General features: G+C 60.9%; 19 protein-coding genes and 1 pseudogene. 11 read left to right on the forward strand and 9 right to left on the reverse strand.

Annotation, left to right across the window (positions count from 1 at the left end; translation table 11 throughout):
* Nucleotides 1–58 precede the first annotated feature (58 nt).
* A complete protein-coding gene (locus GWQ22_RS11905; RefSeq protein WP_108537957.1) occupies nt 59–1336 on the reverse strand; it encodes an FAD-binding oxidoreductase in 1278 nt (425 codons plus the stop codon).
* 50 nt (nt 1337–1386) lie between these two features.
* Nucleotides 1387–1986 carry an HTH-type transcriptional regulator PuuR gene (gene puuR, locus GWQ22_RS11910; RefSeq protein WP_275930424.1) on the reverse strand — a complete coding sequence of 200 codons (600 nt, stop codon included), beginning with the start codon at nt 1984–1986 and terminating at the stop codon, nt 1387–1389.
* Between the two features lie 324 nt (nt 1987–2310).
* Between puuR and GWQ22_RS11915 the strand changes: the two genes are divergently transcribed.
* The 8 genes from GWQ22_RS11915 (at nt 2311) to GWQ22_RS11950 (ending at nt 12607) form a co-directional block, all read left to right on the forward strand.
* Complete coding sequence (locus tag GWQ22_RS11915) at nt 2311–3774, forward strand: NAD-dependent succinate-semialdehyde dehydrogenase (RefSeq protein ID WP_275930425.1); 1464 nt, start codon at nt 2311–2313, stop codon at nt 3772–3774.
* Between the two features lie 258 nt (nt 3775–4032).
* Entirely contained in the window at nt 4033–5325 is a 1293-nt protein-coding gene (gene gabT / locus GWQ22_RS11920; RefSeq protein WP_275930426.1) for a 4-aminobutyrate--2-oxoglutarate transaminase, read from the forward strand.
* A 209-nt stretch (nt 5326–5534) separates the two neighbouring features.
* On the forward strand, nt 5535–6860 hold the full coding sequence (locus tag GWQ22_RS11925) for an APC family permease (protein ID WP_212514329.1): 1326 nt from the start codon (nt 5535–5537) through the stop codon (nt 6858–6860).
* Nucleotides 6861–7309: 449 nt separating this feature from the next.
* Nucleotides 7310–8662, forward strand: coding sequence for an APC family permease (locus tag GWQ22_RS11930; RefSeq protein ID WP_042034027.1), 1353 nt, complete (start codon nt 7310–7312; stop codon nt 8660–8662).
* A 329-nt stretch (nt 8663–8991) separates the two neighbouring features.
* Entirely contained in the window at nt 8992–10146 is a 1155-nt protein-coding gene (locus GWQ22_RS11935; protein ID WP_108537101.1) for a Na/Pi symporter, read from the forward strand.
* A gap of 140 nt (nt 10147–10286) precedes the next feature.
* Nucleotides 10287–10757, forward strand: a complete 471-nt coding sequence (locus tag GWQ22_RS11940; RefSeq protein ID WP_108537667.1) for an FKBP-type peptidyl-prolyl cis-trans isomerase — start codon at nt 10287–10289, stop codon at nt 10755–10757.
* A 305-nt stretch (nt 10758–11062) separates the two neighbouring features.
* A complete protein-coding gene (locus GWQ22_RS11945; protein ID WP_275930427.1) occupies nt 11063–11830 on the forward strand; it encodes a class III extradiol ring-cleavage dioxygenase in 768 nt (255 codons plus the stop codon).
* 600 nt (nt 11831–12430) lie between these two features.
* Entirely contained in the window at nt 12431–12607 is a 177-nt protein-coding gene (locus tag GWQ22_RS11950) for a hypothetical protein (RefSeq protein ID WP_108537100.1), read from the forward strand.
* A 68-nt stretch (nt 12608–12675) separates the two neighbouring features.
* Here the strand turns inward: GWQ22_RS11950 and icd are convergent, their stop codons facing one another.
* Both icd and GWQ22_RS11960 read right to left on the reverse strand, forming a co-directional pair.
* On the reverse strand, nt 12676–13929 hold the full coding sequence (gene icd / locus GWQ22_RS11955; protein ID WP_005312750.1) for an NADP-dependent isocitrate dehydrogenase: 1254 nt from the start codon (nt 13927–13929) through the stop codon (nt 12676–12678).
* 201 nt (nt 13930–14130) lie between these two features.
* Nucleotides 14131–14600, reverse strand: a pseudogene (locus tag GWQ22_RS11960) (helix-turn-helix domain-containing protein); the annotation flags it as partial.
* A 141-nt stretch (nt 14601–14741) separates the two neighbouring features.
* Here GWQ22_RS11960 and manA point away from each other — a divergent pair.
* The gene (gene manA / locus GWQ22_RS11965; protein WP_275930428.1) at nt 14742–15989 is read left to right on the forward strand and encodes a mannose-6-phosphate isomerase, class I; all 1248 of its coding nucleotides are present in this window, start codon (nt 14742–14744) and stop codon (nt 15987–15989) included.
* A 187-nt stretch (nt 15990–16176) separates the two neighbouring features.
* On the opposite strand, the gene GWQ22_RS11970 is transcribed toward manA, so the two are convergent.
* Nucleotides 16177–16332 carry a hypothetical protein gene (locus tag GWQ22_RS11970; protein ID WP_108535925.1) on the reverse strand — a complete coding sequence of 52 codons (156 nt, stop codon included), beginning with the start codon at nt 16330–16332 and terminating at the stop codon, nt 16177–16179.
* Nucleotides 16333–16840: 508 nt separating this feature from the next.
* Here GWQ22_RS11970 and GWQ22_RS11975 point away from each other — a divergent pair.
* Nucleotides 16841–17170 carry a hypothetical protein gene (locus tag GWQ22_RS11975; RefSeq protein WP_275930429.1) on the forward strand — a complete coding sequence of 110 codons (330 nt, stop codon included), beginning with the start codon at nt 16841–16843 and terminating at the stop codon, nt 17168–17170.
* 24 nt (nt 17171–17194) lie between these two features.
* Here the strand turns inward: GWQ22_RS11975 and GWQ22_RS11980 are convergent, their stop codons facing one another.
* Nucleotides 17195–18391: a MalY/PatB family protein gene (locus GWQ22_RS11980; RefSeq protein WP_275930430.1), complete on the reverse strand. Its 1197-nt coding sequence runs from the start codon at nt 18389–18391 to the stop codon at nt 17195–17197.
* Nucleotides 18392–18476: 85 nt separating this feature from the next.
* Nucleotides 18477–20048 (reverse strand): maltose/glucose-specific PTS transporter subunit IIBC, encoded by a 1572-nt coding sequence (malX, locus tag GWQ22_RS11985; protein WP_275930431.1) that lies wholly within the window; start codon nt 20046–20048, stop codon nt 18477–18479.
* A gap of 305 nt (nt 20049–20353) precedes the next feature.
* Here malX and GWQ22_RS11990 point away from each other — a divergent pair, with 305 nt between their 5' ends.
* On the forward strand, nt 20354–21391 hold the full coding sequence (locus GWQ22_RS11990) for a Mal regulon transcriptional regulator MalI (RefSeq protein WP_275930437.1): 1038 nt from the start codon (nt 20354–20356) through the stop codon (nt 21389–21391).
* 71 nt (nt 21392–21462) lie between these two features.
* Here the strand turns inward: GWQ22_RS11990 and GWQ22_RS11995 are convergent, their stop codons facing one another.
* Nucleotides 21463–22329, reverse strand: coding sequence for an aldose 1-epimerase (locus GWQ22_RS11995; RefSeq protein ID WP_275930432.1), 867 nt, complete (start codon nt 22327–22329; stop codon nt 21463–21465).
* On the reverse strand, nt 22326–23777 hold the full coding sequence (locus tag GWQ22_RS12000) for a sugar porter family MFS transporter (RefSeq protein WP_275930433.1): 1452 nt from the start codon (nt 23775–23777) through the stop codon (nt 22326–22328). Before GWQ22_RS12000 ends, GWQ22_RS11995 begins: the two co-directional genes overlap by 4 nt.
* Nucleotides 23778–23829: the final 52 nt, after the last annotated feature.

Here is a 23829-nt window from a genome sequence, read left to right on the forward strand (position 1 = left end):
GGCCTTGTCGTTTTTGGCGTCTGCCCATACCACTAACTTGCGGCACAATAGGTGGCGCTTACACCCCCAAGCGGTCGCGCAAGGTGTACCAGGCGGCGCCAGCGGCGGTGAAAGGAATGCGGAACAAGCGGCCGCCGGGGAAGGGGTAGTGCGGCAGCTTGGCGAAGGCATCGAAGCGCTCCGCCTGACCGCTCAGTACCTCGGAGAGCAACTTGCCCGCCAGATGGGTACAAGTCACGCCGTGGCCGCTGTAACCCTGCATGTAGTAGATGTTGGGGCCAATGCGGCCAAACTGCGGCAGGCGCGACAGGGTCAACAGGAAGTTGCCGGTCCAGGTGTACTCCACCTTGACGTCCGCCAGCTGCGGGAAGGTTTTGAGCATCTTGGGGATGATCAGCCGCTCGATATCCGCCGGATCCCGCGCGCCATAGACAACACCGCCGCCGTAGATCAGCCGGTGATCGCCCGAGGTGCGGTAGTAGTCGAGCAGGTAGTTGCAATCTTCCAGGCAGTAGTTTTGTGGCAAGAGGGAGCGGGCCCGCTCCTCCCCCAGCACCTCGGTGGCGATCACCTGAGTGCCGCAAGGCATGCTCTTGCTGGCCAGCTCGGGCACCAGATTACCAAGATAGGCATTGCCGGCCACCACCACGAAGCGCGCCTTCACCGCCCCCTTGGCGGTCTTGACCAGAGCGGGCTGGCCCGGGGTAATGCTGGTGACGGCGGATTGTTCGAAGATCCTGCCCCCCAGCATACGGATGGCTTCCGCCTCCCCCAGCGCCAGGTTGAGGGGGTGGATATGGCCGCCGCTCTTGTCGAGCAGGCCGCCGACGTAGCGATCGCTTGCGACCACCTCACGGATCCAGTCCCTGTCTAGCAGCTCCAGTTTATCGTTGCCCCACTTCTGCCAACGGGCCTGCTGGGCCCTGAGATCATGCAGCTGGCGCTCCGTCTCGGCGGCAAAGACACCGCCCTCCTGCAGGTCACACTGAATGTTGTAGCGCTTGATGCGCTCGCGGATGATCTGGCCCCCTTCAAACAACATGGAGCCGAGCAGCCTGGCCTGATCCGGCGGGCAGTTCGCTTCTATGGTGTCGATGTCGCGGCTGTAGGAGTTGACTATCTGGCCACCGTTGCGACCGCTGGCACCAAAGCCCACCCGGGCCGCCTCCAGCACCACCACCGAATAGCCCTTTTCCACCAGATGCAGCGCGCTGGAGAGGCCGGTGTAACCCGCGCCTATGACGCAGACATCACACTCAAGCTGCTCGGTCAGTGTCGGATAGGGGGCGTGTGGATTGGCACTGGCTGCGTAGTAACTGTTTACATGCTCGGTCATGATCCTGTTTCCTTACCGGTTCTTTTCCCAAACGAGACATAGTCTCAACGCTAAAAGTTGGCCGGGGTATGGGCGCTGACGATGCGGCAGACCTGCCCCGACGGATTGCTGAAACTGTGGGGCTCGCCTGTGTCGATCACGTAGCTATCCCCGGCACTGAGCTGATAGGCCAGGCCTGCCACCGTCAGGGTCACAGCGCCTTCCAGCACGGTTCCGACCTCCTCCCCCAGATGCTTGACCTGACCACCGGTATCGGTGCCGGGGGCATAGGTCTCCAGCATAAAGCCGAGCTGGCGACGGTTGTTACCGTTGTGCACCAGCTTCATGGACACCCCCTGACTGCCAAGCTCGATCAGCTGCTCGGCCTTGATCACCACGCTCGGCGTGCGTCCCTCCTCCTCGGCGAAGAAGCTTGACAGCGGCAGCTCATAGACGTTAAGCAGCTTTTGAAGCGAGGCCACCGACGGGCTCACCTTGTCTTGCTCTATCATGCAGATGGCGCCATGAGTCAGCCCGCTCAGCTCGGCGACTCGCCGTTGGGAGAGCCCGAGATGACGGCGGGTGGCGGCGAGGCGCTCCCCCATACTCTTGCCCATCAGCGGGTTATCCCTCATGGTCTGCCACCTTGCCTCTCCTTGTGGTTGCTGCATCGCCCACCTCCTTGTGTGCCTGCAAACGTGTGTACGGCCGATCTGTTCGATGGGCGCATCCGGTTAAAATAACGGGTCAATCGGTCTGGTCTGTTCGTTATCCTGCACAGTACGCACCGTTCATTATTTTGCACACCCGACACCACAAAAACCGGTAAAATCGCCCTGACGGCTCCATTTTTAGCATGTGTAGCCCCATTTACTCAAATATATTTAACACTTGAAAAACATTTCAGCTCAATTTATGGTCATTACATGCTTATTATTCTATACGGTGGCAACACGGGATGACGTGACCACCCTGACCCACACTCGAGGCCTCTCATGTCAGCATCACAACCTGCTCTCTCCTTGATCAAATCCCTTGCCTATATAGATGGCCGCTGGTGCGAGGCCCATGGCGGGCACAGCTTCGAGGTGTACAACCCGGCCACCGGCCAGGTCATCACCCAGGTGCCCGACATGGACGAGGCGGACACCCGCCGCGCCATCGAGGCCGCCTACACAGCCCAGCCGGCCTGGGCGGCGCTCACCGCCAAGGAGCGCAGCAACCGGCTTCATGCCTGGTTCGAGCTCATCATGGCCAATCAGGATGAGCTGGCCCGCATCATGACCTGCGAGCAGGGCAAGCCGCTGGCCGAGGCCAAGGGGGAAGTGGCCTATGGCGCCAGCTTTATCCAGTGGTTTGCGGAAGAGGGCAAGCGCGCCTACGGCCGCACCATTCCGGGTTTTTCCAACGACAGGCGTCTGGCCACCATCAAACAGCCGGTGGGCGTGGTCGCCGCCATCACCCCCTGGAACTTCCCCATCGCCATGATCACCCGCAAGGCGGGCCCGGCACTGGCCGCCGGTTGCACCATCGTCATCAAGCCTGCCGCCGAGACACCGCTGTGTGCACTGGCGCTGGCGGTACTGGCGGAGCAAGCGGGCATACCAGCCGGGGTCATCAACATAGTCACCTCCCATCAGGCGGCCGCCGTGGGCAACGAGCTGTGCAACAACAAGCGGGTGCGCAAACTCTCCTTCACCGGCTCCACCCGCATCGGCAAGCTGTTGATGCGCCAGTGCGCAGACACCATGAAGAAACTGTCGCTGGAGCTGGGTGGCAACGCCCCCTTCATCGTATTTGATGATGCCGACCTCGACGCTGCCATCGCCGGGGCGCTGGCCTCCAAATACCGCAACGCGGGCCAGACTTGCGTCTGCGCCAACCGCATCCTGGTGCAGGCCGGTGTCTACGAGGCCTTCGCCGGGAAGCTCACCGCCGCCGTGCACGCCTTCAAGGTGGGGGATGGCATGAACGAGGGCACCCAGATTGGCCCGCTGATCAACGCCGCCGCCGCCAGCAAGGTGGCCGAGCTGGTCAAGCAAGCCACCGCCGCCGGGGCCGAGGTACTGGTGGGGGGGGAAGCCCATTCCGCCGGCCCGCTCTTCTACCAACCCACTATTTTGGGCAAGGTCGACAAGAGCAACCCCATTTTGCAGGAGGAGATCTTCGGCCCGGTTGCCCCGCTGGTGCGTTTTGAAACAGAAGCTGAGGCCATCGCCATCGCCAACGACACCCCCTACGGGTTGGCCGCCTACTTCTATGGCCGCGACATCGCCCGGGTATGGCGCGTGGCCGAGCAGCTGGAATACGGCATGGTGGGCATCAACGAGGGGATCATCTCCACCGAGCTGGCCCCCTTTGGCGGCATCAAGGAGTCCGGTCTTGGCCGAGAAGGGGCGGCCGAGGGGCTGGAAGAGTACCTCGAAACCAAATACCTCTGCTTTGGCGGCATTCGCTAAGGCAGCAGAGGGCCAAAGCATCCTATTCACCGATGCCTTGGCCGCAAAATCCATCGCTTTGATAGATAGATGCAGGAGTTCGCCCGAGGCGGCAAGGGGCTAAATGTGGCCCACTGTGCCCCGCAAGAGGGCTGCTGCAGAGCAAACCACACGCCGCCGATCTGGGCCAATGGGCCAGTCGGCGACGATGGGCGCCAAGTCGCCCGCCACACATTCAGTCAGGGAATATCGGGGGCTGCGGCCCCTCAGGGAGGAAAGATGAGTCAGTCAGAATCAAACAAGGCCTGGCAAGCGCGCCGCGAAGCGGCCGTGGTCAACGGCGTCGGCACCCTGCTACCGGTGTTTATCGACCGGGCGAAAAATGCCGAGCTGTGGGATGTGGAGGGCAACCGCTACATCGACTTTGCCTCCGGCATCGCCGTGCTCAACACCGGCCACAACCACCCGAAAGTGGTGGCGGCGGTGCGTGAACAGCTCGAAAAATTCAGCCACACCTGCTTCCAGGTCACCCCCTACCCCGGCTATATCGAGCTTGCCGAGAAGCTCAACGCCCTGGTCCCCGGGCCTACCCCCAAGCGCACCCTGTTTCTCTCTACCGGCGCCGAGGCGGTGGAAAACGCCATCAAGATAGCCCGCGCCCACACGGGACGCAGCGGCACCATCGCCTTCAAGGGGGGCTTTCACGGTCGTACCATGATGGGCATGGCACTCACCGGCAAGGTGGTGCCCTACAAGACCGGCTTCGGCCCCTTCCCGGGGGAGGTCTATCACCTGCCCTTCCCGAGCGATTATCTGGGGGTGAGCGAGGCCGATGCCCTGGCCGCGCTGGATCTCTGCTTCAGCTCGGATATAGAGCCGGCCCGGGTCGCGGCTATCATTCTCGAACCCGTGCAGGGTGAGGGGGGCTTCTATGCCGCCTCCCCAAGCTTCATGCAGAGCCTGCGCACGCTGTGCGATCAGCACGGCATAGTGCTGATCTGCGACGAGATCCAGAGCGGCTTCTGTCGCACCGGCAAGACCTTTGCCACCGAATACAGCGGCATAGAGCCGGACATCATGACGCTCGCCAAGAGCCTGGCCGGCGGATTCCCGCTCTCGGCCGTGGTGGGCAAGGCGGCTATCATGAATGCCGCCAAGCCGGGGGGGCTGGGGGGCACCTATGCGGGTTCGCCCATCGCCTGTGCCGCCGCCCTGGCGGTGCTGGAGGTGATCGACGAGGAACAACTCAACCAGCAAGCCCTGACCCAGGGTGAGCAGATCAAGGCCCGCCTGCACCAGCTGGCGGAACGCTTCGACTGCATCGGTGACATCCGCGGCCCCGGCGCCATGGTCGCCATGGAGCTGGTCAAGGGACGAAATGCCAGCCAGCCCGACCCGGATCTCACCAAACGGCTGGTGTCCGAGGCGGGCAAACGGGGGCTGGTACTGCTCTCCTGCGGCGTACGGGCCAACGTCATCCGCTTCCTGGCGCCCCTCACCGCGTCTTCGGCCTTGATCGAGGAAGGGCTGAGCCTGCTGGAACAGGCTCTCACCGCCGCCAGTCAAGGCTAGATCCGCCCCGTTTTGCCAAACGGTGCGAAAAATACCGTCAGATAACAGCAGGTCGCCCATCGCGGACGGCCTGCTCATACGGTATCATCGCCGCCCCAAAAATGATGACAGGAGCGCTTGGCTCCCTCCAAGGCCGAGGCCCCCCTGTCACGGATCCTGCGCCTGCCCGCTGCGCGGGAAACCTGCACCGAATTCAAGGAGATAGGCCAATGGCTCCACGCCCGGCTCGATTGAAGCAAACCCTCACCCTGTGGCAAGTGGTGGTCATGGGATTGGCCTACATGACCCCCATGGTGGTGTTCGATACCTTCGGCATCGTCACCGACATCACCCACGGTCATGTCACCACCGCCTACCTGCTGGCCCTGGTCGGCGTGCTCTTTACCGCCACCAGCTACAGCCAGATGGTGCGCCACTACCCCTCGGCGGGCTCGGCCTACACCTATGCCCAGAAGGAGTTCTCCCCCGTGGTGGGCTTCATGGTGGGCTGGTCGTCCCTGCTGGACTATGTCTTCCTGCCGATGATCAACATGCTGCTGGCCAAGATCTACCTGAGTGCGCTGTTTCCCGGCGTCGAGCCCTGGATCTTCATCTGCGCCATGACGGCCCTGATGACCCTCATCAATCTGCGCGGCATCGATCTGGTGGCCAACCTCAATGGCATCATCATCCTGATCCAGATCGCCATCATAGTGGTGTTCCTGACCCTGATTGGCTACGGCATAGCCCAGGGCGAAGGGGTCGGTGCCGTCAGCCTGCAACCCATCTACAGCGCCAACGCCGAGGTGCTGCCGCTGCTGACCGGCGCCACCATCCTCTGTTTCTCCTTCCTGGGTTTTGACAGTCTGAGCGCCCTGTGCGAAGAGACGCCGGAGGCGGGCAAGGTGATCCCCAAGGCCATCTTCCTGACCGCGCTGCTGGGGGGCCTCATCTTCGTGGTAGTGGCCTATGCCCTGCAGCTCTACTTCCCGGATGCCTCCCGCTTCAAGGAGCCGGATGCCGTGCTGCCGGAGCTCGCCCTCTATGTGGGCGGCAAGCTGTTCCAGAGCGTGGTGCTGGTGTGCGCCTGCGTGGCCGTGCTGGCGTCGGGGCTCTCTTCCCACGCCGGGGTATCCCGCATCCTCTACGTGATGGGGCGGGACAAGGTGCTGCCCCAACGCACTTTCGGCTACATCCACCCCAAGTGGCAGACCCCGGTGTTCAACATATTGCTGGTGGGCATACTGGCACTGTCGGCCATCAGCTTTGATCTGGAAATCGCCCTGGCCCTGATCAACTTCGGCGCCCTGGTGGCCTTTACCGTGGTCAATCTGTCGGTGATCGCCTGCTATTACGTGCGTCAGGGGCGCAACAAAACCCTTAAGGATCACCTGCAATATCTGGTGCTGCCCCTGTGCGGGGCAGGGACTGTCGCGGTTCTCTGGTTCAATCTGGAACAAACCTCCCTTATCCTCGGCCTTATCTGGGCTGCCATAGGGGGAATTTATCTGTTTTTGCGCACCACCTTCTGGCGCGTATCCTTGCCGACCTATTGAGCTACACACCTTGCCACGGCTGGGCTGGCGTCCATCTCCCCCACACCGGACTAGGCGTCATTTATTGATATAAACCAGGTCATTGATAATTCTCTTGCCTGGAATGGCCTTAGTGGCTTGTCTTCCCCCCTCATCTGGGGCAAAATCCCGCCGCTTTCATAACCGATGTGATCCCACATCGGTTATTTTCATTTTGAAAAAAAATCAATACCACTCGAGGCCGGAACCATTCCGGAAATGATATCAAGGTTCAGATGAACCTAATGCCGCAATGAGGAAAAAACATGGGGCTCTTGTTTGCTTTGTCTCCGGTCGCCACCGGAACCTGCTTTGGTCGCCGCGCGACCAACGTCTGTGGTTTGCATACCGATGTTGTGAGTACGCGAGAACCCGGTCCCATGGCCTCACGCCATTCCACCTCCTGCCACCCGTGCAAGGAGGAAGCCTGAATGAGCCAGCAGCAACCCGTTCGTCTGAAGAAAACCCTCAGCATGTGGCAGGTGGTGGTGATGGGCCTGGCCTATCTTACCCCCATGGCCGTGTTCGACACCTTCGCCATCGTCGGTGACATCACCGATGGCCGGGTCGCCACCGCCTATCTGCTGGCACTGGGCGGCATCCTGCTGACCGCGTTCAGCTACGGCCATCTGGTGCGCAAGTTCCCCTCTGCGGGCTCTGCCTATACCTATGCCCAGAAGGTGTTCAACCCCTACGTCGGTTTCATGGTGGGCTGGTCTTCCCTGCTCGACTACATGTTCATGCCGATGATCAACATCCTCTTGGCCAAGATTTACCTCACAGCCATGTTCCCGGGGGTTGATCCCTGGATCTTCATCTTCGGTCTGGTGACTGTGATGACCTTCCTCAACCTGCGTGGCATCAACCTGGTGGCCAACTTCAATGGCTTGATCGTGGTGATCCAGCTGGCCATCATCATCCTCTTCATCGGTCTGATGGGCTGGGGCATCTATCACGGCGAAGGCGCAGCAACCCTGATGAGCAGCCGGCCGTTCCACTTCGAATCCGCCAGCATGGTGCCGCTGTTTACCGGCGCCACCATCCTCTGCTTCTCCTTCCTCGGCTTCGACGGTCTGAGCTCACTCAGTGAAGAGACCCCGAACGCCGGCAAGGTGATCCCGCGCGCCATCGTGCTGACCGCCCTCATCGGCGGCGTTATCTTCGTGGTGGTCTCCTACTGCCTGCAGCTCTACTTCCCGGATCTGACCCGATTTAAGGATCCCGATGCCGTGCTGCCCGAGATCGCCCTCTACGTCGGCGGCGCCTTCTTCCAGAGCGTGGTGCTGGTGTGCACCACGGTTGCGGTGCTGGCCTCCGGCATGGCGGCGCACGCCGGTGTCTCCCGCATCCTCTACGTGATGGGGCGTGATCGCATGATCCCGGAGCGGGTGTTTGGCTACATACACCAGAAATACCGCACTCCGGCCATCAACGTCTTGCTGGTGGGTTGCCTGGCACTCTCCGCCGTGTCATTCGATCTGGATACCGCCCTGGCGCTGGTGAACTTCGGTGCCCTGGTGGCCTTCACCTTCGTCAACCTGTCGGTCATAGGCCAGTTCTGGGTACGCGAGAAGCGCAACAAGTGCATCAAGGATCACCTAGTCTACCTGCTGCTGCCGCTGCTCGGCGCCGCCACTATCGGTGCGCTCTGGATCAACCTGGAGCAGAGTTCCCTTGAGTTGGGCCTGATCTGGGCCGGTCTGGGTGCCACCTACCTGTTCCTGCGCCTCGCCGTGTTCCGCATTCCCTTCCGTCAGTACGAAGAGACCGCCGACTCCCAATAAGGGGCCGCGCCACACAGCAAAAAAACAAGAAGGGGAGCCATGGCTCCCCTTCTTGTTTTGCACCCTGCCAGCGCTGGCCTGCCATGCCCCGCAGCGAGCGGACAGGCGCAAGACCCTGATCCCATGGGCCGCCAAGCCGGCCAAACTTGGCCCCGGCTCCGACACCTGTCGTCCGTCATGGGCATAGCTGCGCCCCTCTTCCCCCGCGAACGGCTCCCTGCCGCCACATCATCAAACCATCACAAAAGTGTCACTTTGTCATATTTCTGTCATGGAGGCTTGGTGTAATGCGCCCGTCCATTTTCACGCAGACTGTCCCAAGAGGCTTCATGCACAGCACACCATCTTTAGCACAACAGCAGACCCGTCGTACTGGCCCACTGTTCAACTGGCTCGCTGTGATCACCCTGATCTACCTCATTCTGGTTGCCGTTGGCGCCGTCTCCCACGGCTTCAAGAGCTTCTCCGGCGGCGCCGAGGGCGCGGCCCAGATCTTCGCCTTCGCCAGCAACCCCTTCGTTGCCCTGCTGCTTGGCATACTGGCCACGGCGCTGGTGCAATCCTCCAGCACTGTCACCTCGGTGATCGTCGGTCTGGTGGCGGGTGGCCTGCCTATCGGCATGGCCATCCCCATGGTGATGGGGGCCAACCTTGGCACCACCATCACCAACACCATCGTTTCCATCGGCCATATCCGGGATAAGGCCGAGTTTCGCCGCGCCTTCGCCGCCGCCACCGTCCACGACTTCTTCAACCTGCTGGCGGTGTTCATCTTCTTGCCACTGGAGCTGATGTTCGGCCTGCTGCAACAGAGTGCCGAAGCCCTGGCCACCCTGCTGGTGGGCTCCGCCGACATGTCGATGAAAGGGATGGATTTCATGAAGCCCCTCATCTCCCCCGCCCTCACCTTCATCGACGGCCTGGTCGCCTTCCTGCCAGGCAAGGGCGCCGCCATCGCCACCATCATCATCGGCATACTGCTGATCCTCGGCTGCGTCACCTACCTCGGTAAGGTACTGCAACGAGTGCTGGTGGGGCGTGCCAAGGATCTGCTGCACAAAGCGCTGGGCCGTGGCCCGCTGACCGGCATCGCCTCCGGCACCCTGGTCACCGTCATGGTGCAGTCCTCCTCCACCACCACCAGCCTGATCATACCGCTGGTGGGAAGCGGCATGTTCAGCATCCGCCAGCTCTACCCCTTCACCCTGGGCGCCAACATAGGCACCACCATCACGGCACTGCTGGCGGCCACCGCCATCAGCGACGCCGGCGCCAAGCTGGCGCTGACCATCGCCCTGGTGCACGTGCTGTTCAACCTGTTAGCCGTGGTGCTCATCTATGGCGTGCCCTTCCTGCGGGAGTTACCCATCCGGGCCGCCGAGGGGCTGGCACGAGTGGGCAGCGAGAACAAGCTGCTGGCGCTGGGTTATGTGGCAGGCCTTTTCTTCGCCCTGCCCGCCCTGATGATGGTGGCGGTGAAGTAATCCACCCTCATGAGACGAGGGGGCCAGATCCTGGTCCCCTCGTCGTCTGTCTGCCCCGTCACATCCTCCTTATGTCCCGACTCGCCCTCCCTCCCCGACTGGGATAAGATGCCACCTTCATTGCATTTAAGGAAAACCTGATGAAATTCATTCTGATCGCGCTGCTGGTTGCCGGTGTCGTCTACTACTTCTACTCGAGCAGCAATAGCAAAAAACAAGCCGTGGAAAATGTGCGCAAGGGCGCCGAGTTCCTCGTCAGCAACAAAGACAAACCCCTGGTGACCACCACGGCCTCCGGCCTGCAGTACGAAGTGCTGACCCCGGGCACTGGCACGGTTCACCCCACCGCCACCAGCAAGGTGAAGGTGCACTACGAGGGCAAGCTGCTGGACGGCACTGTCTTCGACAGCTCGGTCGCCCGTGGCGAGCCCATCGAGTTTGGCCTCAATCAGGTGATAAAGGGCTGGACCGAAGGGGTGCAGTTGATGGTGGAAGGGGAGAAGACCCGCTTCTACATCCCCGCCAATCTGGCCTATGGCGATCGGGCCGCCGGCAAGATACCGCCGGGATCAGTCCTCATCTTCGACGTTGAGCTGCTGGGCATTCAATAAGCAGGCCTATTGCCGCCCCCCCATAAGTACCCGCGCGGATTTCGATGTGGTGCGGCCGGGTATTCAGCAAGCCTGATGATGAAATAATCAGACAAGGCCAGCGCCATGCGCTGGCCTTGTCATTTATGGAATCCATCCCCCGGTTTTCGCCATAACTATCAACCCATAGTGAACAGTGCTTATACATGATACTGGATTGTTAACCGCCAATCCGGGGCAGATAATGAGTCCATCGTCAGTGGCGCTGCCCTGACCCGGGTTTTGGTGCGCCGCGCGTACCGACACAGCGTATATGGAGTCTTGTCATGTCTATTGCCCCTGTATGGTTTATCTCTCACGGTGCCCCGGATCTGGTTCTGCGCGACCAGCCGGCAACCCGCTTCCTGAAAAATCTCTCTCTTGGCGACATCAAGGGGCTGGTGGTGATCTCGGCCCACTGGTTCAGCCGCGCCGAACTACAGATCAACGTCGAGCCCAGCCCGGCGCTCATGTATGACTTCTACGGGTTTCCGGAGCCGCTCTACCAGATCCGCTGGCCAGCGCAGAGCCCTCAGTGGCTGCAGGAGGCAGTGAGCGATCAGCTGATGCTGGCGGGCTTGCCGGCAACGCCGGTACGGCGTGAGCTGGATCACGGCGTCTGGTCGCCGCTCTCCCTGATGGATCCGGCCAGCCGCGTCCCCCTGGTGCAGATCGCCATCCCGGCCAGTTTCAGCCCGAGCCAGCTGTGGCAACTGGGTGAGGCACTGCATAGCCTGCGCGAGCAGGGGATAGGCATACTGGCCTCCGGCGCCATCACCCACAACCTGCGGGCGCTCGGGCCTGACAACTCGCCCGTACCCGGCTGGGCAAGCGCCTTCGTCAACTGGCTGGAGCAGACCATGAGCGAGGGTGACAGAGCTGCGTTGGAAGAGTACAGAGCCCGTGCGCCGGGGGCAGTGGAATCCCATCCTCACGACGATCACCTGTGCCCGCTGTTTGTGGCGCTCGGCGCCGCCGGCCAGGACAAGCCCCTCAAGCTGCACGACAGCTGGGATGGCGGCAGCCTCTATATGGGCTCCTACCGGTTTGGTTGAGGCTGTCGGCTAAACAAAGCGCCGAATCCAAGCCAGACAGCGTGGGAGTTCAACCCGTGATGACTGTGGCAGCAAGGGCAGGAGTATCCCCCCGCAAGCGTGTGTAATCGCCGTTTGTTTTCAGCAGGTGCGCACACGCCATGCAACTCAAACCGCTTCTCAAGGGCCGGTTGCTCAGCGCCACCCATCTGGTATGGGCCACCAGCGGCGATGATCCCGCTGAAGAGATGGCAACATACCTGGCTAGCGCCCCAATTTGATCTTTTTTCACCCGATAGACCCGCCACTCTGGCGGGTTTTTCTCTTCATGGATCAGCAAGATGGCCCCCACTGTGCCTTGCACATGAGCGCGCCACGCCTCCGCCGTCAGCTGCCAACCCCCCCAAGTTGGTTATTTTGTGATAGGATAGGGTCCGTTTTTTGACATCTGCGACCCGTTCGCACCGTTATCCGGCGAGATCGCTACCCAATCCGGTGATAACAACGAACAGAGGTGCGCAGACAAACCGTGACCTGGTTGAGTCAGGTCTGGCAGCGGTCGAGAAGCTGTTTTGCCAGACGAGCAACACCCAAGGGCACCTTAGATAAGGAGATCGGGCAATGAAACAATATCAAAGCTGGCTGGGACAATATCTGATGAGTCGCCGCGATGGAGATCACGCCATGGCATCCGAGCTCGCCAACTCCATCTGCAAGTTCTGGCAGACCCAGGGTGACGAAGCCGAAAGCAGCAAATGGCAGCAGCGCTATCAGCAACACGTAGAGCAGGCGCAATGAATCCCTTGGCTCTTCACCCATAAAAAACCGGCGCTCATGGCGCCGGTTTTGCATTTCAGTCTTACCGCTTACATCTGATCGACCATGTCCTGGGCAAACTGGGAGCAGGAGCGCAGGGTGGCGCCTTCCATCAGACGCTCGAAGTCATAGGTGACCGTCTTGTTGGCGATGGCGGCTTCCATTCCCTTGATGATGAGATCGGCCGCTTCGACCCAGCCCATGTGGCGCAGCATCATCTCGGCAGAGAGGATCAGCGAACCCGGGTTGACCTTGTCCTGACCGGCGTATTTCGGTGCAGTGCCGTGGGTTGCCTCGAACAAGGCCACGCCGTCACCGATGTTGGCACCCGGCGCGATGCCGATACCGCCAACCTGGGCAGCCAGGGCGTCGGAGATATAGTCACCGTTGAGGTTCATACAGGCGATGACGTCGTACTCGGCCGGACGCAGCAGTATCTGTTGCAGGAAGGCGTCGGCGATGACGTCCTTGACCACGATAGTCTTGCCGGTTTTCGGGTTCTTGAAGGAGCACCAGGGGCCGCCGTCGATGAGCTGGGCATCGTACTCTTTCTGGGCCAGGGCATAGCCCCAATCCTTGAAGGCACCTTCGGTGAACTTCATGATGTTGCCCTTGTGCACCAGGGTCACGGAGTCGCGATCGTTGTCGATGGCATACTCGATGGCGGCACGCACCAGACGCTCGGTACCGGCCTTGGACATGGGCTTGATGCCAATGCCGCAAGACTCGGGGAAGCGAATTTTCTTCACGCCCATCTCGTTTTGCAGGAAGGCGATCACCTTCTTGGCTTCATCGCTGTCCGCCTTCCACTCGATACCGGCGTAGATGTCTTCGGCGTTCTCGCGGAAGATCACCATGTCAGTCAGATCCGGACGTTTGACCGGGCTCGGGGTCCCTTCGTAGTAACGGACCGGGCGCAGGCAGATGTAGAGATCCAGCTCCTGACGCAGGGCCACGTTGAGGGAGCGAATACCGCCGCCGACCGGCGTGGTCAGCGGGCCCTTGATGGCCACGCAATATTCACGAATGAAATCCAGGGTTTCGGCCGGCAGCCAGGCACCTTCGCCATAGATATGAGTCGACTTCTCGCCGGTGTAGATCTCCATCCAGGCGATCTTGCGCTCGCCCTTGTAGGCTTTCTCGACCGCAGCATTCACCACATTCAACATGGCCGGGGTTACGTCCACACCGATGCCATCCCCTTCGATAAACGGAATGATCGGATGGTTGGGAACCTGCAGCTTGCCGTTGGCATCGACTGTGATTTTCTGACCCTGGGTCGGGATTACTACTTTGCTTTCCATCGGCATCTCCTAACTTCCGTTTGTTATCAACTTGTTTGTTGCGCGCGGCCATCTTAGCCCATTCATTTTCATAATAAAATGGCGAGTACGTATGTCAGACCATAGTCGCGCACTGGATCACAATGCGCCCAGCCAGCTCGCCCCGGCCTACGTTCGGCGCCATTCCCCCCTGCTGTACTCGGGCCCAGACGGCGGCATGACTCATACCACCAGGCTATCCCTCTGCCCCTGCGGCTGGCGCAGGGAGTGGCACCAGGTGCGCTCGTTCAGGCCTTTCTCTTGCACGCCCGGCAAAAGCAGTTCACATCGCCGTAACCGCCACGGCTCGCCACCTCTGCGAGGTGGAGGAGGCACTGTTTCAGCATGAATGTGGCCCGATCGATCCGTATCCGGCTGAGGTAGTCCGCCAATCGCATAGGACACTGCTCGCGAAAAAGATGGGAGAGATGGCTGGCCAAGACGTTAAAGCGGTGGGGGATGGGGCGGTGAACATTTTCCCGGATATAGAGGCAGATGCCGTGAAACAGGTAATCATCGGTGGGGGAGCGGCCGGGATCTTCGGTCAGCACACTTATCTCCTTGCAGCCCGGCCCCTTGTCCCAAATCTGGTTGAGGTATTCGCCGCTGAACACCCGTTCTAGGCGGGGAGCGTTGACCTGCTAGCTGAAACCGGCCCTCCCCCCTGATCCTGATCAAAGGAGAGAGGCAAGCGGTTGCGGCGGTAAAGGCCGCCCATGTTATAGTCCGGTCCACAGCAGCAATGCCACCCTTTTCTTCACCCGACTTTCTTCAAACTAAATGAGGCGTCCCTTATGAGCAGTCGCGACCTGCCTTCTTTTTTGTTAATGCAAAATCCGATTCAAGACTACGACTGGGGCAGCCATGACGCCCTCACCGCCCTGTTTGGCATCCCCAATCCAACGGGCAAACCCCAGGCCGAGTTGTGGATGGGCGCCCATCCCAACGGCTGCTCAGAGGTGACGCTGGCGGGCAGGGTGCAGAAGCTCTCTGTGGTGATCGACGCAGCTCCGGCCGCCGCGCTGGGCGAGGCCACCCGGGCCTGCTTCGGCAGCCTGCCGTTCCTGTTCAAGGTGCTGTGCGCCGAGAAGGCCCTCTCCATCCAGGTACACCCGAGCAAGGCCCAGGCCGAAGCCGGTTTTGCCAGGGAGGAAGCCGCTGGCATCGACCCCAAGGCGAGCAATCGCAACTATAAAGACCCCAACCACAAACCGGAGTTGGTGTTTGCCCTCACCCCCTATCAGGCGATGAACGGCTTTCGTGCCATTCCCGCCATCCTGGCGCTGTTCGAGCGGATCAAGCTGGCGTCCATCGCCGATCTGGTCGCGGCCCTTGCCACCAACCAGAACGAAAGTGGTTTGCAGCACTTCTTCCACCAGTTGCTGATCCTGACTGGGGCACGCAAGGAAGCCACGCTGGCGGCCCTGCAGGCCTATGCCACCGACCATCAGGATGAAGAGACCTTTGCGCTCATTACCAGTCTGGCCGCCCAATATCCGGGGGATGTGGGGCTCTTCTCGCCGCTCTTGCTCAATGTCGTGACCCTCAAGCCGGGTCAGGCGATGTTCCTCGATGCCTGTACCCCCCACGCCTATGTGCGCGGCACGGGTCTTGAGATCATGGCCAACTCCGACAACGTGCTGCGCGCCGGTCTCACCCCAAAATATATCGACGTGGCAGAGCTGCTGGATTGCACCCGCTGCCAGCCCAAGCCAGATGACCAGATCCTGCTGGCCCCCCGATGTGAGGGCATGACCGGCAACACTGTGCAGCACTTCGATGTGCCCGTACCGGACTTCACCTTCAGCGTCTATCCGGCAGGCGAGCATGCGCTCACCACCGCCAGCGCCGAGATCCTGTTTGCTATCGATGGCACAGTCACACTCAAGCAGGGCGGCGAGACACTGCGCCTCGAGAAGGGCCAGTCCGCCTTTGTCCCCGCCGCTACCGGCCACTACCAGCTGCTGGCAGAAGGCCGGGTCGCCCGCGCCGGCAACCGCTGCCAAGACGTGCCCCCTGCGCAGGTTTCAATGACTGCCTAAACGAACAAGGACCATCACTGATGGTCCTTGTTGTTCCCTGCAAGCATCTTTGTTTGTCAGGCTGCGCTTCATAACAAGTGCAAGGGTGCAATCTCCCGGCCAATAAAAACCCCCAGTCTCCTCTGAGGCTATGGGGGTGTTTATTGTCTGCTTGACCGATGGCCATCACGAGGTGGCCGTCGGCGAGCTAGTGTTTTTCAGCTTCCGGCTGGGGCGCTTCTGAACGATCCCGTTCCCGTTGCAGTTCATCAACCCTGGCTTGCCATTTGTCGTGGGCCTGTTTCTGGCCTTGTGACTCAAACTCCTGGCGCATGGTGTCGATCTCTTGGTCAAGTTTTTCCATCAGGATGTCTCCTTACATCATAGGGTTACACACTGGCTGACGGCACTGTTGGCCAACCTGCTCCTTTGATTGGACACCGATCCCACCTAGATTGTCCAACTAAATAAACGATTGATTATGCATAAACCAATCTAGCAAACAGCTTTCAGATCCTTATGAAACCCCACCAAATCATTCTGACCCGATGTCATTAAATTCAACATTTCCTTCTATTATCAGTTCATTGAGGTGATGTCGTCCGACTATCTCGCAGACAGCCTCAAGATCTGCCGGTTATGCACATTTTTTTCACGCGGCTCGGCCAGGCCATCGGCAGGGAATCGACCAGGGCGCTGAAGAGGAGATGCCCTCCAAACTGTTCTTCATGATCGCCTCCCCGGCAGACGGCGCCAAAAGGCTACCTTTACGGGGATAGCACACTCAGCCCGCAGCAAGATAAGATAGGAGCCATATTGTACCTGCCAACCCCAGGGCCCTGCGGCCCATCACGGACGGAGTCTTGACGCTCATGGAATTGACGGACGTACTACTCACCCTGGCGGGCCTGGTGACCGTCGCCATCATCCTCAAGAACAATTCGGTCGCTCAGCCCGACTGGGACAAGCTGCCCACCCTGCCTAAGTACCTCAGCTTGCATCCCGAATGCGCCACCGAGGATGACGAGCACGCCAGCTGCTACGCCTGCGGTTCCCGCAAGGTACTGTTCAGCCCGCTTACCTGCGTCGGTGATTACCGACGGCGTCACACCTGCCTTGCCTGCGGCAAGGTGCTGTTTAGCAGCCATGCCATCCTCGGACGGGCTAGCTCTCCCGATACCAAAAAGCTGACCTCGCAATAAACAAGCCGCCCGGAGCGGCTTGTTTTATCTGGCATGCAACTCCCCCAGCGCGCCGATCAGGGCGTCGAGCCCCTGATCGACCTTTGAGCGCGGGCAGCCGACGTTGAGGCGGATATAGCCTTTGCCTTCGGGGCCATAGGTGTCGCCACGCATGATGGCGACCCGGTATTTCTCCACCAGCAAGGTTTGCAGGGCATCCATCCGTTCCGTGGTGTCGATGCCAAGGCCGCGCAGATCAATCCAGGCGAGATAGGTCCCTTCAGGCACCCGATAGTCGATGGCGGGGAACGCGGCATTGAGCCGCGCCGCCATATGGGCGAGGTTGCCGTGCAGATAGGCTTTCAGGGCATCGAGCCACTCACCGCCGTCCCGATAGGCGCTGATATGGGCCAGCACCCCGAGAATGGGGGGCGAAGACAGGCCATGGGCCGCCTTTAGCCGCTGCAGATAGGCGGCCCGCGCCTGTGCGTTGGCGATAAAGGCGTAGGCGCCGCCAAGAGCGGGGATATTGAAAGATTTGGAGCCCGAACTCACCAGTGCCCAGTGATCATCCGCCGCCACCTCGCTCCACGGCAGGTAGCGGGCAAAGCTCACATCCATATGGATGTCGTCCGAAATGACCTTGACCCCGTGGCGCTGGCAGATAGCAGCCATTCGACTCAATTCATCGCGCGTCCAGACCCGGCCGGTGGGGTTGTGGGGGCTGCACAGCAGCAAAATCCGGCAATCGGGGCGGGCGGCTTGCTGCTCAAAGCACGCCCAGTCTATCTGGTAACTCCCCTGCTCTTTTTTGAGCGGGCAGGGCAGCAGCACCCTGTCATTGGCCGCCAGCATATTGCCGAAGGCGTCGTAGGCGGGGGTATGCACCAGCACCCCTTCGCCCGGCGCCGACCAGAAGCTCACCAGCTGGGCAATCACATAGATGACCGAGGGGCCATAGACCAGCGTATCCGGGTCGAGCGTTGCCCCGTAGCGGTTGGCAAACCAGTCGCTCACCGCCCCCTTGAAGTCACTGTGATTCCAGCGGCTGTAGCCAAATACCCCGTGTTCGAGACGGGTGGCCAGGGTCTGGCGAATACAGGGGGCGGTCTCGAAATCCATGTCGGAGATGGTAAAGGGGAGCAAGTCGGCGTGGCCAAAGCGGTCGGCCACATAGTCCCACTGGGTGCAATAGGTGCCGTGGCGGTCGACCACACGGTCAAAATCATAAGTATCGCGCATGAATTTTCCCCATTCATAAACAGGAGACATATTATGAGAGGCAAAGAGGGGGCTTGCGCCCCCCATTCGGGTTTTATTGACCAGCTCAGCCCCTCATCAGGCTCTGCAGCTGGTTTTTCACCAGATGCACCTGAGGGCCGATCACCACCTGCAGGTTGTGCTCGTCGAGCTTGATCACCCCGATGGCGCCGTTCGCTTTCAACAGCTTGTCATCGACCCGGCTCATGTCCTGCACCGACATCCGCAGGCGAGTGATGCAGTTATCGAGCGCGAGGATGTTATCAGCCCCGCCCAGCGCGTTGAGGATCACCTCACCGTTGTAGCCGCTGTTACCAGCTTTCTTGCCTGCGGGCTGGGCTGCCTCGCTGGTCTCGATTTCGCGGCCGGGAGTCTTGAGGTTAAAGCGCACGATGGCGAAGCGGAACACGCTGTAGTAGATGGCAAACCAAATGGCCGCCACCGCCGGCACCAGATACCACTTGGTGGCAGTGCCTTGCAGCACGCCGAACACCAGAAAATCGATGAGGTTGCCGTCAGTGTTGCCGATGGTGACGCCGAGCAGCCCCATGGTCATAAAGCCCAGACCCGTCAGGATGGCGTGAATAACGTAGAGCACCGGCGCCACGAACAGGAACAGGAACTCCAGCGGCTCTGTGATGCCGCCGATGACGCAGGCCACCACACCGGAGACCAGCAGCGCCTTGATCTTGCCGCGATTTTCCGGACGCGCGCAGTGATACATGGCGAGCGCCGCACCCGGCAGGCCGCCGAGGAAGGCAGGCATCTTGCCCTGAGAGAGGAAAGAGGTGGCAGAGACCGAGAAGCCGTTGGTGTCGGCGCAGGCGAGCTCGGAGTAGAAGATGTTGAGCGCACCGCTCACCTCGTTGCCGCACACCAGTTGAGTGCCGCCCGCTTCGGTAAAGCGAATGAGCGCCACCAGAATGTGGTGCAGGCCGAGCGGCAGCAGCAGACGCTCACCGGTACCGAACAGGAAGGGGCCGAAGGGACCGGCGTGGGAAATCAGCGCACCGATACCATTGATGCCAGCGGCAAACCAGGGCCAGGCGAAAGGCACTACCAAGCCGACCACCCCCAGCACCAGCACAGTGATGATGGGCACGAAGCGGGCACCGCCGAAGAAGGCGAGCGCATCTGGCATCCGGTAGGTGTAAAAACGGGCGTGCAGTTTGGCAACGATCACCCCGACTATGATGGCCCCCAGAATGCCGGTGTCGATGGAGCTGATGCCGAGGATGGATTTCACCCCGTAGGCCTTCTCCGCCGCCGCGTCACCGATAACGTTGGCCACCGTCAGGTAGAAGTTGATGGAGAGGTTGAGCGCCGCATAGCCGACGAAACCGGCAAAGGCCGCCACCCCCTTCTCTTCCCGCGCCAGCCCCAGTGGAATGGCCACCGCGAACATCACCGGCAGGTAGATAAAGGCCACCAGCCCCACCTTGGTCATCCAGAGGAACAGCAGTTGCAGCACGGTATTGTCGAGGAAGGGCATGCTCTGCTTGACCGCATCGCTGGTGAGCGAGCTGCCGACACCGAGCAAAATGCCCGAGAAGGCCAGCAGGGCGACCGGCAACATAAAGGTCTTGCCGAGGCTCTGCAGGAACTCCCATATCGTGGATTTGGCTTGAGGCTTGGCCATGAAACGGCTCCTTGTGAATAAACAGCAATGTCTGCGGCTTCCCTCACCGCTGCTCATGGCAGAGACTCGGGTTGGCATCAGGTTTTGCTGGATGATAAAACGTTTTATCAAGCAACAAGTGCCGACAGGATCACAGAATGGCTGGCCCGAATGATGAGTGGTGCAAAATCTGTGAGCCAGATCGGCGCAGCGGTGATGTAACGTTTCACTTGGGTATACGAGGAGGTATGCTGTGGCTCTCCGGTCTCTTTGCCCATGGCTGCAGCACTCGCCCTATGTCGTCACAACCCATGCCGTCCAAACCTATGTCACCCAAACTGCAACCATCGAAAAACGTCAAGATCACCGATGTCGCCCAACTGGCGGGGGTCTCGGTCACGACCGTCTCTATGGTGCTCAATGGCAAGGGGCGCATCTCGCCAGCCACCGCCGAGCGGGTGCAGCAGGCGATCAAGCAGCTTGATTACGTGCCCAACAGCGCCGCCGCCAACCTGCGCAGCCAGCAATCCAATCTGGTGGGGCTGATCCTGCGCGACATCACCGACCCCTTCTATACCGAAGTGACCGCCGGGGTGAGCGAGGTGCTGGAGCAGCAGGGCTACCTGCTGTTTCTGACCCAATGCGGCCACAGCCCGGAGCGGTTGCAGCAGAGCATACAGTCGCTGTCACGCCAAGGGGTGGCGGGCATCATCTTCAATCCGGTGCGCGGCGCAGCGGCCAAAACCCTGGAGATCCTGCTGGGCTCACAACTGCCGGTGGTGTGCGCCGCCCGCTCCTACTATCGCGATGACGTGGACTTTATCGGCCCCGACAACACCCATGCCGCCCAGCAGGCCACCACCTACCTTATCGAGCAGGGCCACCGCCATATCGCCTACGTCGGCGGGCGGGCCGACTCCCTCACCCGTGCCGAGCGCATCGGCGGCTACTGCGCCAGCCTGCTGCAATACGGCCTCCCCTTCAAACCGGAGTGGGTACTCGAATGCGAGCGCACCCAGCGCAGCGCCGCCGACACCATAGCCCAGCTGCTGCACCAGCACCCCAAGGTGACCGCCGTGCTCTGCCACTATCCCGAGGTGGCGCTCGGCGGCATTTACGGGGTGGAGGCAAGCGGGCGCACCGTGGGCAAGGACAACTACATAGGCCAGCAGGTGGCCCTGCTCGGCTTTGACGACGTGGCAGAGGCGGAACTCACCTCCCCCGCCCTCACCTTCGTCAGCTCACCGGCCCGTGAAATTGGCAGACAAGCCGCAACGCGGCTGCTGACCCGGATGCAGCAACCCGAGCTCGTCCCCAATCGCCATATCATCACCCCCAATCTGCAAAAACGGGCGTCGGCCTGAGGTCACGAAGTCTCCCGCTCATCTCCTGAGGCCCTTGCTGGATCCTTGTCGTTAAAGGGAGCCAGGCAAGGTTATTGGGCTGCGTGTGTCTGTTGCTGGCTAAGGGTCATGCCGATGCTCATGCGATCGCCGCGACCGAGCAGGCGCAGGCCCGGGTGACCGGCCATGTGGTGGGCATTGGCAGCGTGACTCTGGGGCTCCAGACAGACGAAACCACTCGCGTCATCGGGCTGATAGAGCATCAGGAAGGCGCACTCGCTTGAAATCAGCAGGCGCTGCTGGCGGGCAGGATGATCGATCTCGGCCTGACCACGCCAGCCGCCATAACAGTGATTGAGCCACCCTAGCGGCGGCTGCCACTGGCGAAAATCGAGGTGGGGCGCCAGTCTGCTCGCCCAGTCGGTCGGCAGATGATCCGGCCCCTCCTGCCAGACGCCGCTCGCCAGAAAGCGTATTCGGGTCTGCTCGTCGCGCCAGAAGAAAGGGTGGAATCCCGCGCCGTAGAGGCAGGGTACTTCCCCCAGATGGGTCAGGCTGATCCGCGCCACCAGGCTTGCTCCCTGCAGCCGATAGTCGATCTCCGCCAGATAGTGAAAAGGGCCATGCTGGCTGGTGAGCTGCAAGGTCACCGAGCTGTCGGTCAATGCCACCCGCTGCCAGGGCTGCAACCAGCCATCCCCATGCAAAAAAAAGTCGGGATCGAGCTCGCTCGCGGGCAGCGAACACGCCTCTCCCCACAGTTCGAACCGGTTGCCCGCTACCCGATTGGCCAGCGGCAACATGGGAAAGAGGGCGCTCTGTCCGGGATGCCAGGGCTGCGCCGGATCAGTGTCTCGCAGCAGCGGGCGCCCTTGATCATCGTCCAGCCCCAGCAGACAGGCCCCTTGTGCAGAGACCCGCATCCGAAGATGCGGGTTGCTTAATGTGTATACCGTCATGCCGAGGTGCTTGCCTTGGCTTGGGTCAGTTCGACCCTGCCCTGAGCCAGCTGGGCTTCCAGCGCTTCCAGCGTGACCCCCTTGGTCTCGGGCACCTTGCGATAGATAAAGATGAGACCGGCGAAACAGATGAGGCCATAGAGCAGGAAGCTGCCTGCGGCGCCGAGCCCGGCGTTGAGCAGCGGGAAGGTGTAGGTCAGGATGAAACAGGCAATCCAGAGCGCCAGCGTACCGGCTGACATCGCCAGCCCGCGCACCCGGTTGGGGAAGATCTCGGAGAGCAGCACCCAGGTGACCGGCGCCAGGGTCAAGGCATAGATGGCGATCGCCGCCAGCACCAGCAGCAACACCGGCAGCCCCAGCATACCGCTGGCATAGGCAGCTGCCATCATGCCATAGATGATGGTGAGACCGGCCGAGCCAATCAGCATCAGCTTGCGGCGACCGATCTTGTCCACCATGGGCAGCGCAATCAGGGTAAACAGCAGATTGATAAGACCGGTGGCGACGATGGATTTGAGGGTGCTGTTGATGTCAAACCCGGCGGAGGCAAAGATCTCCTGCGCATAGTTGAAGATGACGTTGATGCCGCACCACTGCTGGAAGACCGCCAGCACGATCCCGATGATGAGGATTGGCCGCACCGAGGGTTTGCCCAGCTCTGACAGCGACACCTTGTGAGTCTCGCCCACCAGGGTCTGACGGATATCGGCCAGGGTCTGTTTGGCATAATCATCACCGCCAATCTTGCCAAGCATGCGGGAGGCTTTCTCATACTGACCATCTTTGGCCAACCAGCGCGGTGACTCAGGTACGAAGAACATCAATACCAGAAACGCCAGCGCCGGCACCAGTTCGGCACCGAACATCCAGCGCCAGCCGGACTGGCCATTCCAGGTGGCCAGAATATCGGCCTGGGTCGCGTTGCTGGCCACGGGATCGGCGATCATCAGGTTCACCAGCTGGGCTGCCAGCACCCCGATAACGATGGTGAGCTGGTTGATGGCCACGAACTTGCCCCGCTTTTCGGCCGGGCTTATCTCGGCGATGTACATGGGCGAAAGGGCAGAGGCCAGACCAATGCCGATACCGCCGATGATGCGATAGATCACGAACAGATCGAAGTTACTGGCCGTAGCGGTACCCCAGGCCGAGATGGTGAAGAGGATGGCGGCCAGGATCAGTGGCTTCTTGCGACCGAAGCGGTCGGCAGACCAGCCGGAGATGGCAGCCCCCAGCACGCAACCCACCAGCGCCGAGCTCATGGCCCAGCCGGACTGGGCCGGATCCGTAATGGCGAAGTAGGCCTCATAGAAGGGCTTGGCCCCGCCAATCACCACCCAGTCATAGCCAAACAGCAGGCCACCGCAGGCAGCCACCAGGCAGATCATCCAGATGTAGCTCATATTGAGCCCATTCGTATCCAATTGATTTTTCGTGCGTTCCATGACTCATCCTTATCATCTTGTCGATTGTAGGGTGCAGTGGCGCCCCTTACCG

The sequence above is a fragment of the Aeromonas sp. 1HA1 genome, from assembly GCF_029237385.1.
Taxonomy (GTDB): Bacteria; Pseudomonadota; Gammaproteobacteria; order Enterobacterales; family Aeromonadaceae; genus Aeromonas; species Aeromonas popoffii.